This is a genomic window from Pseudomonas koreensis (assembly GCF_024169245.1).
GTDB lineage: Bacteria > Pseudomonadota > Gammaproteobacteria > Pseudomonadales > Pseudomonadaceae > Aquipseudomonas > Aquipseudomonas koreensis_F.
This window is the reverse complement of sequence record NZ_JALJWP010000001.1, coordinates 458,709-471,692: the sequence shown is the minus strand read 5'-3', so window position 1 is coordinate 471,692 and position 12,984 is coordinate 458,709. Positions and strand designations below refer to the sequence as shown.

Here is a 12,984-nt window from a genome sequence, read left to right as displayed (position 1 = left end):
GACTTACCTCTGAAGGGCACGCGGACCCGTCGAGGGATCCAATAAGCGCGCATTATGAAATAAGCGAGGCCAACCTTACAAAGTCTTTACTCGTTTTTCTGCTGCATGGGGAATATATCGCCGGATTCAGGCAGCTTTTTCGCAGATGCGTCGGAAAAACCGAGCGGATGTAGGTGAAAGCTGACGCTGGCCATAGCCAACGTCAGCGGTGCGGCGATTATTTCAATGCGGCGAAGGCACGCTCGGCAGCGTCCAGCGTCAGTTGCAACTCGGCGTCGCCGTGAGCGATCGAGGTGAAACCGGCTTCAAAGGCGCTTGGTGCCAGGTACACGCCCCCTTCAAGCATCAGGTGGAAGAAGCGGCCGAACAGTGCCGCGTCGCTGGCCATCACGTCGTCGAAAGTGACGATGTCGTCGGCGCCGCTGAAGTACAGACCGAACATGCCGCCGGCCTGGGTGGTCACGAACGGAATGCCCGCTGCGTCGGCGCGCTGTTGCAGGCCATCAAGCAGGCGCGTGGTGTAGTCGGTCAGCTCAGCGTGGAAACCCGGGCGGCTGATCAGGCGCAGGGTCGTCAGGCCGGCCGCCATTGCCAGCGGATTACCCGACAGCGTACCTGCCTGATACACCGGGCCGAGCGGGGCGATGCGCTGCATGATCTCGCGCTTGCCACCGAAGCAGCCCACCGGCATGCCGCCGCCGATGATCTTGCCGAACGTGGTCAGGTCCGGCGTCACGCCGTAGTGCGCCTGGGCACCGCCGAGGGCGACGCGGAAACCGGTCATCACTTCGTCGAAGATAAGCACCACGCCGTGCTTGTCGCACAGCGAACGCAGACCTTCGAGAAAGCCCGGCGCTGGCGGCACGCAATTCATGTTGCCCGCGACCGGCTCGACGATGATGCACGCCACGTCTTCGCCCACTTCGGCGAGCATCGCTTCCACCGCGTCGATGTCGTTGAACGGCAGGGTCAGGGTGTGTTTGGCAAACGCTGCCGGCACGCCGGCCGAGCTCGGTACTCCCTGGGTCAATGCGCCGGAACCGGCCTTGACCAACAGGCTATCGGAGTGGCCGTGGTAGCAGCCTTCGAATTTGATGATGCTGTCGCGACCGGTGAAACCACGGGCCAGACGGATCGCGCTCATGGTCGCTTCGGTGCCGGAGCTGACCATGCGCACCATGTCCATCGACGGCACCAGCGAGCAGACCAGATCGGCCATCTCGGTTTCCATCGATGTCGGCGCGCCGTAGGACAGGCCGTGTTGCAGTTGATTGCGCACCGCGTCGAGCACGTCCGGATGGCTGTGGCCAAGGATCATCGGACCCCACGAACCGACGTAATCGACATAACGCTTGTCGTCTTCGTCGGTGACGTAGGCACCTTCGGCATGTTTGAAGAACAGCGGTGTGCCACCGACGCTCTTGAACGCGCGCACCGGCGAGTTGACGCCGCCGGGGATGTGTTTCTGAGCATTGGCAAACAGGGTTTCGGAACGAGACATGATCGGGCTCTCAAATCAGATTTTCAGAAGTTCGTTGAAGGCGCGGGCGCGGCGGGTCACTTCGGCGCGGCTCTCGGCACCGAACAGGCCATGGACCACGGCGAGCAGATCGACACCGTGCTCGACCAGCGGCGCGGCGTTATCGAGGGTGATGCCGCCAATCGCGCAGATCGGCAAGTGCAGCGTGCGTTTGGCTTCGTCGAGCAAGTCGAGGCTGCAACTCGGCGCGCCGGGTTTGGTGGTGGAATTGAAGAAGCGGCCGAAGGCGACGTAACTCGCGCCTTCTTTGGCGGCTTGTTCGGCCAGGGCGATCTGCCCGTGGCAGGTCGAACCGATGATCGCTTTCGAACCGAGCAGGGCGCGGGTCGGCGACAGCGGGCCGTCGGTCTGGCCGAGGTGCACGCCGACGTTGAGGCGCGCGGCCAGTTCGGCGTCGTCGTTGATGATCAACTGCGTTTTGTAGCGTTCGCACAGATTGCGCAGCGCTTCGGCCTCGCGCAGACGGCGGGCCTCGTCGCTGCTCTTGTCGCGGTATTGCAGCAGGGTGACGCCGCCATCGAGCGCCGCCTCCACGTAAGACAGAAACTTGCCGGCCAGCAACTGGCTGTCGGTGATGGCATACAGGCCACGGAGTTTCATCGGGCAGACCTCACGACGTTACGAGCAGAAATCCAGCGGCAGGCGACGCGGCACGAACTGGCCTTTGCCCAGTTGTTCGGCGTCGCGCAGGGTCCGCCAGGTGTAATCCAGCGCACTGCGCACGGCACTGGCCAAATGTTCGCCCTGGGCCAATCGACCGGCGAGGGCGCTGGCCAGCGTGCAACCGGAGCCGTGGTAGCTGCCCGGCAGGCGCTGGCAGATAAAGGTTTCGCGCAGACCGTCGCGGCTGTACACGCGGTTGTGGATCTCAGTTTCGTCGCCGTGGCCGCCGGTGATCAGCAGGTTCTTGACGAACGGCAGGAGTTTTTCTGCGCATTCGTCGGCGCTGCCGTCAGGCAATTCGGCGAGGATGCGCGCTTCCGGAAGATTGGGCGTGGCAATGATCGACAGCGGCAGCAGACGCTCGCGCATCGCGTAGCCGACCTCGTCCTTGCCCAGGCGTCCGCCGCCGCCGGCTCGCAGCACCGGGTCGCAGACCACCGGCAGGTGCGGGTGCGCCGAGAGCAGCTCGACGACGGTGTCGACCATTTCCAGCGAACCGAGCATGCCCAGTTTCACCGCCGCGACTTCGGAGTCGTTAAGCACGGCGTTGGCCTGGGCCAGCACCCACTCGCGGTCGAGAACGCGGAAGTCAGTGACGTTGACGGTGTCTTGCACGGTCAGGGCGGTGACGGCCGGAGCCGCATGGCAACCCTGCGCGAGCAGGGCTTCGATATCTGCCTGCAAGCCGGCGCCACCACTGGGGTCGTGGCCGGAGAGACAGAGGACAACGGGGCGGGAGCTGTAGATATTCATGGTGCGCGAGCTTACCACCAAAGCTGAATTTGGGGTGTGGGAGGCAGCGCAAGATCAAAAGATCGCAGCCTCCGGCAACTCCTGCATCGGACCGCATTCCCCTGTAGGAGCTGCCGAAGGCTGCGATCTTTTGATCTTCCTGACCAATGCAACAGCTCTAGGCCGCAGCTTTGCCCTGGAACGCCCGTTCTAGAGCCGTTGTAGGAAAAATTTCCATGGTGCTCAATGGCCATCAACGGCTATGCTAGGCTGGATCCAAACAATCACAGGTAATACCGGTTTTACGTCTACTCAAAGGGAATGGGGGGCTTCCTGACACAACCGGACGAGCCACGCTGGGGCTTCAATGCGCTATTTGCTGATGTTGCTGTTCTGCTTGCCCCTCATGGCGAGCGCTGTCGAATTCGACGAATTCACCCAGAGCCTGCCGCTGGGCCGATCGCTGCAAGTGTTCGAAGACCCGAGCGGTCAAGCGACGATTGCCGACGTCCGTGCGCAAGATGCCGCCGGCCAGTTCAAAGCCCACGACAAAGCCACGCTCAACGCCGGTTACTCGCGATCGGCGTTCTGGCTGAAGATCGATCTGCATTACCGTCCGAGCAACCCGGCCGCACAGCGCACCTGGCTGCTGGAGCTGGCGTATCCGCCGCTTGATCACCTCGACCTGTACTTGGCTGACGCCAGCGGTGAATACCGTCTGGTGCGCCAGACCGGTGATGCCTTGCCGTTCGCCAGCCGCGAGATCCGCCAGAACAATTACCTGTTCGACCTGCCGTTCAAACCGAATCAACAACAGACGCTGTACCTGCGCCTGGCCAGCGAAGGCTCGATCCAGGCGCCGGTGACGTTGTGGTCGAGCACCGCGTACCTCGAAGACCAACCGGTGCGCCTGTATGTGCTCGGTATCATTTACGGCGTGCTGCTGGGGATGCTGGTCTACAACCTGTTCATCTACCTGAGCGTGCGCGACACCAGTTACCTCTATTACATCTTCTACATAGGCTCGTTCGGCCTTTATCAGTTGTCGGTAAACGGTGCGGCGGTCGAGTATTTCTGGCCGGACAACCCATGGTGGGCCAACGCTGCGACGCCGTTTTTCATCGGTTGCGCCGGACTGTTCGGCAGCCAGTTCGCCCGCAGTTTCCTGCAGACCAAGACCCACAGCCCTTGGCTGGACCGTTTGCTGATCGGCCTGGTTGCCTTCAGTGCGCTGGTGATCGGTCTGTCGCTGATGACCAGTTACGCCCTGGCCCTGCGCCTGGCGACCACACTGGCGCTGACCTTCACCGTGGTGATCTTCGCCGCCGGGATCCTCGCCTGGTGGCGCGGCTTGCGCGTGGCGCGTTATTTCATCATCGCCTGGTCGGCATTCCTGCTCGGCGGCATCGTCAACACGCTGATGGTGCTGGGCCTGCTGCCCAACGTGTTCCTGACCATGTACGCCAGCCAGATCGGCTCGGCGATCGAGGTCGCGCTGCTGTCGCTGGCGCTGGCCGATCGCATCAACGCCATGCGCGAACAACAGGCGCAGACCTTGTTCGACGCCGGGCAGAAACTTGAAGTGCTCAACCAGCAACTGGCTCACAGCAACAAGCTCAAGGATGAATTCCTCGCCACGCTGACCCACGAACTGCGCACGCCGATGAACGGCGTGATCGGTTCGCTGGAGCTGATGCAGACCGTCGACCTCGATCCCGAGCTTGAACAATATCAACAGACCGCCGCCGGTTCCGCCCGCGACATGATGCGCATGGTCAATGGCATCCTCACCCTGACTGAATTGCAGGCCGGCAAGCTCAAGGCCACGCCGGGCAGTTTCAGCCTGCGCGCAGTGGTCGAAGCGCTGCGCGTGCAGTTCGAGGGGAATGCGGCGAGCAAGTCGCTGGACTTCAAGGTCGACGTGCTGCCGACCCTGCCGGATCGCTTGCTCGGCGACAGCGCGAAACTGGCGCAGTGCCTGGAATGCCTGCTCGACAATGCGATCAAGTTCACCCGTGTCGGCGGCCTTGCGCTACGCGTTACCGGGCGGCCTTCGACGGATAACCGCATGGCGCTGTCGTTTGCGGTGATCGACACCGGCATCGGTTTCACCGATCTCGGCGAGGCCACCCTGTATCAGCGCTTCTTCCAGCTCGACGGTTCGATGACTCGCGAATACGGCGGCCTGGGGGTAGGTCTGGCGATTTGTCGGCAACTGGTCGAATTGCTCGGCGGCAAACTCACCCATCGCTCCGAACCGGGGCGCGGCAGCCGTTTCCAGCTCGATGTTGAATTCGAGCTGCCGATTATCGAAGCGCCCGCGGATCAGCCGCCCCGCGATTGCATTCGTGCGCCGCAGGATTGCACGGTGCTGTTGGTGGATGACAACAGCGTCAACCAACTGGTGATGCGCGGCATGTTGCTCAAGCTCGGTTTTCGCGTGCGCAGCGCTGACAACGGCGCCGCCGCGCTGGACTGCCTGCAACGGGAAAGCTTCGACGCGGTGCTGATCGATTGCCAGTTGCCCAGCCACGAAGGCGCATCGTTGTGCTGCCAGATCCATGCGTTGCCGGGCTGCGCGCACCTGCCGGTATTCATGTTGGCGTTGAGCGCTGACCGCCAGCAATGCGCCCCGGGCGTGGCCATCGACTATCTGCCCAAACCGGTGAAATTCGAGGATCTGCAGGCTGCGTTGCAGCGCCGCGTGCTCAGCTGCTGATGGGGTAAAAGCGCCGCAAAAACGGCGTGTATGACACTTTGTTCAAAAAAGCACCAGTGCTTAACTGGTGCCATTGCTGAACACGGAGCGCCGTCATGAACCTGCATCAGTTCGCCGAAACCCACGAAGTCACCAATCAGCCGCCGTCGCTGGACGGCACCAATCTGTACCGCATCGACCTGCCGCTGCAGGAGTGGTCGCGGCGTTTTGGCGCCGGTTGGGCCGAGTCGCGGATCGATGCCTATGGCGCACTGGCGGGCGGGCCGCTGATGGAGGCGGGGTTTCTCGCCAATCAGAACAAACCGGTATTTGCCAGCCATGACCGCTACGGTCATCGCATCGATCTCGTCGAATTTCATCCGGCTTATCACGAGCTCATGCGTACCGCGATCGAACATGGCCTGACCTCGCTGCCCTGGGCACGCCCGCAGGACGGCGCACATGTTGCCCGCGCGTCGATGACCTATCTGCATAGCCAGGCTGAAGCGGGCAGTGGGTGCCCGTTGACCATGACCTTCGCCAGCGTGCCGGCCCTGCGCTTGCAGCCGGACCTGGCTGAACAGTGGCTGCCGAAAGTCCTCGCCACCGAATACGATCCGCGCAATGTCGGCATGGCGCACAAGGCCGGCGTGACCATCGGCATGGCGATGACCGAGAAACAGGGCGGCACCGACGTTCGCGCCAACACCACCAAGGCTTATCCGGTCGGCGCCAGCGGCCCGGGACAGGCGTACGAACTGGTCGGGCACAAGTGGTTCTGCTCGGCGCCGATGTGCGATGCCTTCCTCACGCTGGCGCAGACCGACAAGGGCTTGAGCTGCTTCCTGCTGCCACGCCATCGCCCGGACGACACGCGCAATCAGTTCTACATCCAGCGTTTGAAAAACAAACTCGGCAACCAGTCCAATGCCTCCAGCGAAGTGGAATTTCGTGGTGCACTGGCGTGGATGATCGGCGAAGAAGGGCGCGGTGTGCCGACCATTATCGAGATGGTGGCGATGACCCGCTTCGATTGCATGGTCGGCTCCAGCTCGCTGATGCGCCAGGCGCTGACCCAGGCCAGCCATCACTGCGCGCACCGTAAGGTCGGCGGCAAATTGCTCAGCGAGCAGCCGCTGATGCAAAACGTGCTGGCCGATCTGGCGCTGGAAAGCGAAGCGGCGCTGGCTTTGAGTCTGCGCATGGGCAAGGCACTCGATCATCTCGATGATCGCCATGAAGCGCAATTTGCGCGGCTGGTGACAGCGGTGGGTAAATACTGGATCTGCAAACGTGCGCCAGGAATGATCAACGAAGCCGCCGAATGCATGGGCGGCGCCGGCTATGTCGAGGACAGCATCCTGCCGCGCCTGTATCGCGAAGCGCCGGTGAATTCGACCTGGGAAGGTTCGGGAAATGTGCAGTGTCTGGACGTGCTGCGCGCATTGTCGAAAGAGCCGGGCGTGCTCGATGTGCTGTTCAGCGAACTGGGCGACGGCCATGGCGACAAGCGTCTGGCCGCGCATATTCAGCAGTTGCAGGCGCAATTCAAGGACACCAGTGATATTCAGTATCGGGCGCGGCAATTGACCGAGGACATCGCGCTTGGGTTGCAGGCCAAGCTTCTGTTGGAGGCGGGGAATTCAACCGTCAGTGATGCCTTCATTGCCAGCCGCTTGAGTGGTGGTGGTCGCGTCTACGGCGCATTGCCGCGCGGACTGGACGTCGAAGCCATCGTCGCCCGCTCGACCCCACAGCATTTCTGACCCACCTCAAATCCCCCCTGTGGGAGCGAGCCTGCTCGCTCCCACAGGGGACATCATTGATCTGCAGATTTAAGTATCGCCACAACGCCACTGTTCCCGTGCGTCCACGATGCAGGCAAGATGAAGCTCTGCAAGTCAGAACACAGGAAGCTGATCGTGACCGAAGCGTTTATTGTCGTTCAAACCGCCGAACAAGCCGTGGATCGTCTGGCCGAGCTGCATGAGCGGGCCACCACTGCGCTGAATTCAGCGCTCAAGCGTTACCTCAAGGACCGCGTCGAACCCGACGCCGAACAGCGTGCCCTGTTTCGCTATCCCGAACTGCGTCTGACCTACCACTGCCAGGGCGAAGTGCCGCAGACCACCCGCGCTTACGCCAAGGTGCAGTTGCCGGGCACTTACAGCGTCACCGTCACCCACCCGGCGGCGTTTCGCAAATACCTGCTCGAACAACTGACGCCGTTGATGCACGACTTCACCGTGACCGTCGAAGTCGGCGTCAGCCAGCAGAACATTCCGTATCCGTATGTGGTCGAGCAGGGTGATGAACTGGCCGGTTCCGGCGTCACCGCGGCGGTGCTGGCGCGGGTGTTCCCGAGTACCGATCTGTCCGCCGCCACTGATGGCATTGCCGACGGTCTCTACGACTGGGAAAACACCGATCCGCTGCCGCTGGCACTGTTCGATGCCGCGCGCGTGGACTTTTCCCTGCGCCGTCTGGTGCATTACACCGGCAGTGACTGGCGTCATGTGCAGCCGTGGATTCTGCTGACCAACTATCACCGCTACGTCGACCAGTTCATCGTCCATGGCCTGGAGCAACTGCGCAACGACCCGCGGTTCGTGCGCATGGTTTTGCCGGGCAACGTGATCATCGAGAAGAGCATGGATCACGGCGAAGCGTCAGCCATCGCCGCCGGTGTGGTCTGGCACCGTTACCAGATGCCGGCCTATCACCTGATCGCCAATGATGGCCACGGCGTCACGCTGGTGAATATCGGCGTCGGCCCGTCCAACGCCAAGAACATCACCGATCACCTGGCTGTGCTGCGTCCGCATTGCTGGCTGATGATCGGCCATTGCGGCGGTCTGCGTCAGTCGCAGACCATCGGCGACTACGTGCTGGCCCACGCTTATATGCGCCGCGACGGCATTCTCGACCGCGTGGTGCCGCCAAATATTCCGATCCCGGCACTGGCCGAAGTGCAGCTTGCCCTGCAACAGGCAGCAGCGAACGTCACCGGCGAGAAGGGCGACGACCTGAAGAAACGCCTGCGCACCGGCACGGTTCTGACCTATGACGACCGTAACTGGGAACTGCGCTGGGCTCAGGAACGACCGCTGATCAACCTGTCCCGCGCGGTCGCAGTGGACATGGAAAGCGGCACGATCGCAGCGCAAGGTTATCGCTTGCGGGTGCCGTACGGCACGCTGCTCTGCGTCTCGGACAAACCACTGCACAGCGAAATCAAACTGCCGGGCTCGGCCAACGCCTTCTATGAACGCGCGGTCAGCCAGCATTTGAAGATCGGTATCGAAGCGGTGGACCTGCTGCGCACCGAGCTCAACTCGCTGCACTCGCGCAAACTGCGCAGCTTCGACGAACCGCCGTTCCGTTAACGGTTAGTCGTGGTCATTTTGCGGTCGGGGCACTAGCATTAACAGCCCTGACCGTTAGATGTTCTTTTCGCCATGTCCCGTCCTCCACGTCCACCTTCGCGCCGTCCCGGTGTGAAAGCGCAATCGTCCTCGCCACGCCGTGTCGCAAAAGCGCCGCCGGCCGAGCCGAAGCTGATCCTGTTCAACAAACCTTTCGACGTGCTGACGCAGTTCAGCGACGGTGAAGGGCGGGCGACGCTCAAGGATTACATCGATGTGCCGGGGATTTATCCGGCCGGACGTCTGGATCGTGACAGCGAAGGTTTGTTGCTGCTGACCAACGACGGCCAGTTGCAGGCGCGCATCGCCGATCCGAAACACAAACTGGCGAAGACCTATTGGGTGCAGGTGGAGGGCGAGCCGACGGCCGAGCAGTTGCAGCGCCTGCGCGATGGCGTCGAGCTGAATGACGGGATGACTTTGCCCGCCGAGGCGCGGCAGTTGGACGAGCCGCAGTTGTGGCCGCGCAATCCGCCGGTGCGCTTTCGCAAAAGCGTGCCGACGAGCTGGCTGGAACTGGTGATTCGCGAAGGACGCAACCGTCAGGTGCGGCGCATGACGGCGGCGGTCGGGCTACCGACGTTGCGTCTGGTGCGGGTCAGGATTGGCGACTGGACGATTGAAGGGCTCGATCAGGGCCAGTGGCAGGAAGTGCCGGCGCGCTTATAAGGCGCCGGATTCGATCAGGCCGATCACCACACTCTTGATGATGAACGCGGCTACGCCCAGGCCCAGCACGAAAAACAGAATGAACGAGCCGAACCGCCCGGCCTTGGACTTCTTCGCCAGATCCCAGACGATGAAACCCATGAAAATGATCAGGATGCTGACCAGACCGGTCATCATCCACTCTTCGAACAGTGCTGGATCCATTGGCGATCTCCGGCGCGGGGCAGGGCTGAAAGGGCGGCGGCGAGTATACGCCATGGTCGGTGTGGTGGCATTGATCTGGGTCTGATCCGGAACTGTTGCCCCTCACCCTAGCCCTCTCCCGGAGGGAGAGGGGACCGACCGAGGTGTCTGGCGTCATACATCGACCTGAAATATCGAGTCGATTATGGATTCACAACAGTAGTTCCAGGTCGGCGTACTTCTAGAGCATCTCTCGGTCGGCTCCCTCTCCCTCCGGGAGAGGGCTGGGGTGAGGGTGTCTTTGATCAGCTACGCAAATGAGTCAACGGCAATTCAGTGCTGTTGAGCACCTGATTCAACACAAAACTCGACCGCACACTCGTAACCCCCTCAATCCGGGTCAGATGCCCCAGCAGCAATTTCTGATAGTGATCCATATCCGGCACCACCACCTTCAACTGGTAATCAGCATCCATCCCCGTCACCAGGCTGCACTCCAGCACCTGTGGCAGCGTGCGGATCGCCGCTTCGAAATTTTCGAAACGCTCCGGCGTGTGCCGGTCCATGCCGATCAGCACATACGCCGTCAGGCTCAGCCCGAGCATCTTGCGATCGAGCAGCGCCACTTGGCGCGAGATATAGCCATCGTCTTCAAGCTGCTTGACCCGGCGTGAGCAAGGCGAGGGCGAGAGACCGATGCGCTCGGCCAGTTCCTGGTTGGAGATACGGGCGTCGCGCTGCAATTCCGCCAAAATACTCAGGTCATACCGGTCAAGTTTGCTCATCAATCTGTCCTTGGTCGTAACTATTGCGGCAGATTATCTATCCAGGGTTAAAAATTGCGCAAGCAGTGTTTAATTGAGCAATTTTCGCAATCATCTGTCGCGGCCTCAGGCCTATTCTTATCACCAGAATCACTGCTCGGTAACACAGTCCACGCGGCCCGCCCAATCAGGCCCGCCGCGGCCGCCACCCCCACCGGGGATGTGCCGGCCCCCGAGCTGCACACTGTCCAGAAGACGGCGTGAGGTGAGCCGACGTCAAAAGCGTCGAGCCAGGACGAAGTTCTCCAGAAGGGAGGCCGACGGGTCTCCCTTTTTTCTTGCCTGCGATTTCATCTTGGCGCCTCAATAAATATGTCGCGCGACTGATAACCTGTTGCAGAACCCGGTGGGCCTGATTCGAGTCTCAGCAACAGGCCCTCCCAACGACAGGCTCCCACAATGAGGAAAAGCATGAATTCGCGCATCTGGCGTCTGGCCGGTGTTGGTTTGCTGTGTGTGGGTGTCGGTGCGCAAGCGCTGGCGGATGAGCCGCAGAATCGCGGGCCGGGCAACGGGCCGCAGAACGACGGGATCATCCGTGGCGATAACAGCCGTCAGTTCGAGCACAACGGCCAGCCGCCCAACAATGACGGTCAATGGCAGAACCGCAACCGTGCCGATGATCGTCCAGAACCGCCTCGCCAGCCGGGCAACAACCTGCCGATCCAGCCGCGACCCGACGCCGTGCACCAGACTCAGGAGCCGCGTCAGGGTTACTACCGCGACGAGCGCCCGCAGAACGGTTATCACAATCAGCAATGGCAGACGCGGCCGCGTCCCGATGACAATCGCTGGCCGGGACGGCCGAACGGTCATGGCAATGGCTGGGGCCCCGGCCCGCAATATCGACCGGGGCATGTGATCGACCGCTTCCCGGATCGTGATTACCGCGTGCCTTATCGCGGTCAGGATTACTTCTATTCCGGCGGCTATTGGTATCGCCCGCAAGGCCCGCGCTACATCGTCGTGCAGCCACCGCGCGGGATCCGCATCCAGTATTTGCCGAATTACGCCCGTGAAGTGTGGGTCGGTGGCTCGCTGCTGTTCCTTGCCGCCGGCTCGTATTACGCCTATCAGGAGGCGACGCAGGATTACGTGGTGGTCGAGCCGCCGGTGCAGCAACAGCCGCAACCGCAATCCCAAGGCTATGACGTCGAAGCCTACCCGGCCAACGGCCAGTCGCCGCAGCAAGTGCAGCAGGACGGTTATCAGTGCTATCAGTACGCCGTGCAGCAAAGCGGTTTCGATCCGCGCACCGCGACTTATCAACCGGCGCCCGAAGTGGTTCAGGCGTATCGCCAGGCGCAGGGCAACTGCCTGAGCAGTCGCGGTTACCAGGTCAATTATTGAGTGCGGGCGGCGAGCACCACTTCCTGTGGGTCGGCGTGCACCAGCACTTCGGCCTTCGGATAAGCCCTGTGAATCGCCGCTGCCGCTTGATCGCTGATGCCATGGGCAACTGACAGGGTCAGTTCGCCTGGCAATTCAAGATGCAATTGCACAAACCAGTGATTGCCGGAAATCCGCGTGCGCAGGTCATGTGCGCCGAGCACGCCCGGCACGCTGCAGGCCAGTTCGAGCATGTGCTGGCTGACATCGGTCGGCAGTTCCTCGTCCATCAACACCGAAAAACTTTCCCGGGCGATCTGGATCGCGCTCCAGAAAATGTACGCGGCAATCCCCAGGCCAAACCACGCATCCAGTTGCGCAAAGCCCATACCCGCCAGCACCAGCGCGATCAGGATGCTGCCGTTGAGCAGCAGGTCCGAACGGTAATGCAGCGAGTCGGCGCGTACGGCGTTGGAGCCGGTCTGCTTGATCACCCGATGCTGCAACATCAGCAGCGCGGCGGTCAGCAGCAGAGAAAACACGATCACCCCGATGCTCAGCCAAGGCGCGCCAAGCGGCTCCGGCGTCTGCAAGCGCTGGTAGGCCTGAAACGCGATCAACACCGCGCTGCCACCGATGAACAACGCCTGCGCCATGCCCGCCAGGGACTCGGCTTTGCCGTGGCCATAACGGTGATCGTCATCCGCCGGGCGCAACGCGTAATGCACCGCCAGCAGATTGAGCATCGAGGTGACGCCATCCAGCGCCGAGTCGGTGAGGCCGGCGAGCATGCTCACCGAACCACTGAGCCACCAGGCAATCGCCTTGGCGACGATCAGCGTGCAGGCCACCGCCACCGAGGCGCGGGTCGCCAGCCGCAGAAGACGGGCGTGTTCGGGGCTGGAGGTCATTGAACGTCCT

12 protein-coding genes are annotated in these 12,984 nt (G+C 62.0%); 6 read left to right on the top strand and 6 right to left on the bottom strand.

The window, feature by feature from the left end; genetic code table 11:
* Window positions 1-217 precede the first annotated feature (217 nt).
* Genes hemL through J2Y90_RS02180 form a run of 3 tightly spaced genes read right to left on the bottom strand, consistent with a single transcriptional unit; the run spans window position 218 to window position 2,956 of the window.
* Window positions 218-1,501: a glutamate-1-semialdehyde 2,1-aminomutase gene (gene hemL, locus J2Y90_RS02190; protein ID WP_253496120.1), complete on the bottom strand. Its 1,284-nt coding sequence runs from the start codon at window positions 1,499-1,501 to the stop codon at window positions 218-220.
* 15 nt (window positions 1,502-1,516) lie between these two features.
* On the bottom strand, window positions 1,517-2,140 hold the full coding sequence (gene thiE / locus J2Y90_RS02185) for a thiamine phosphate synthase (RefSeq protein ID WP_253496118.1): 624 nt from the start codon (window positions 2,138-2,140) through the stop codon (window positions 1,517-1,519).
* An 18-nt stretch (window positions 2,141-2,158) separates the two neighbouring features.
* Complete coding sequence (locus J2Y90_RS02180) at window positions 2,159-2,956, bottom strand: hydroxymethylpyrimidine/phosphomethylpyrimidine kinase (protein WP_253496116.1); 798 nt, start codon at window positions 2,954-2,956, stop codon at window positions 2,159-2,161.
* Here J2Y90_RS02180 and J2Y90_RS02175 point away from each other — a divergent pair.
* The 5 genes from J2Y90_RS02175 to J2Y90_RS02155 all read left to right on the top strand — a co-directional run bounded on the left by J2Y90_RS02175 (window position 2,955) and on the right by J2Y90_RS02155 (window position 9,727).
* The gene (locus J2Y90_RS02175) at window positions 2,955-3,149 is read left to right on the top strand and encodes a hypothetical protein (RefSeq protein WP_253496114.1); all 195 of its coding nucleotides are present in this window, start codon (window positions 2,955-2,957) and stop codon (window positions 3,147-3,149) included. The genes J2Y90_RS02180 and J2Y90_RS02175 overlap by 2 nt on opposite strands.
* Before the next feature lie 153 nt (window positions 3,150-3,302).
* On the top strand, window positions 3,303-5,654 hold the full coding sequence (locus tag J2Y90_RS02170) for a hybrid sensor histidine kinase/response regulator (protein ID WP_253496112.1): 2,352 nt from the start codon (window positions 3,303-3,305) through the stop codon (window positions 5,652-5,654).
* A gap of 95 nt (window positions 5,655-5,749) precedes the next feature.
* Window positions 5,750-7,399 (top strand): acyl-CoA dehydrogenase family protein, encoded by a 1,650-nt coding sequence (locus J2Y90_RS02165; RefSeq protein ID WP_253496110.1) that lies wholly within the window; start codon window positions 5,750-5,752, stop codon window positions 7,397-7,399.
* Between the two features lie 120 nt (window positions 7,400-7,519).
* Entirely contained in the window at window positions 7,520-9,019 is a 1,500-nt protein-coding gene (amn, locus tag J2Y90_RS02160) for an AMP nucleosidase (protein ID WP_161806087.1), read from the top strand.
* A 72-nt stretch (window positions 9,020-9,091) separates the two neighbouring features.
* Window positions 9,092-9,727, top strand: coding sequence for a pseudouridine synthase (locus J2Y90_RS02155; protein WP_253496108.1), 636 nt, complete (start codon window positions 9,092-9,094; stop codon window positions 9,725-9,727).
* On the opposite strand, the gene J2Y90_RS02150 is transcribed toward J2Y90_RS02155, so the two are convergent.
* Window positions 9,722-9,931, bottom strand: coding sequence for a DUF2788 domain-containing protein (locus tag J2Y90_RS02150; protein ID WP_016773053.1), 210 nt, complete (start codon window positions 9,929-9,931; stop codon window positions 9,722-9,724). The two genes, J2Y90_RS02155 and J2Y90_RS02150, sit on opposite strands and share 6 nt — an antisense overlap.
* Before the next feature lie 284 nt (window positions 9,932-10,215).
* Window positions 10,216-10,695, bottom strand: coding sequence for an Lrp/AsnC family transcriptional regulator (locus tag J2Y90_RS02145; protein ID WP_007937367.1), 480 nt, complete (start codon window positions 10,693-10,695; stop codon window positions 10,216-10,218).
* Window positions 10,696-11,145: 450 nt separating this feature from the next.
* On the opposite strand from J2Y90_RS02145, the gene J2Y90_RS02140 reads away from it, so the two are divergent.
* The gene (locus J2Y90_RS02140; protein WP_253496106.1) at window positions 11,146-12,084 is read left to right on the top strand and encodes a DUF6515 family protein; all 939 of its coding nucleotides are present in this window, start codon (window positions 11,146-11,148) and stop codon (window positions 12,082-12,084) included.
* Here J2Y90_RS02140 and J2Y90_RS02135 read toward each other — a convergent pair.
* A complete protein-coding gene (locus J2Y90_RS02135) occupies window positions 12,078-12,974 on the bottom strand; it encodes a cation diffusion facilitator family transporter (protein ID WP_064364070.1) in 897 nt (298 codons plus the stop codon). The genes J2Y90_RS02140 and J2Y90_RS02135 overlap by 7 nt on opposite strands.
* Window positions 12,975-12,984 lie beyond the last annotated feature (10 nt).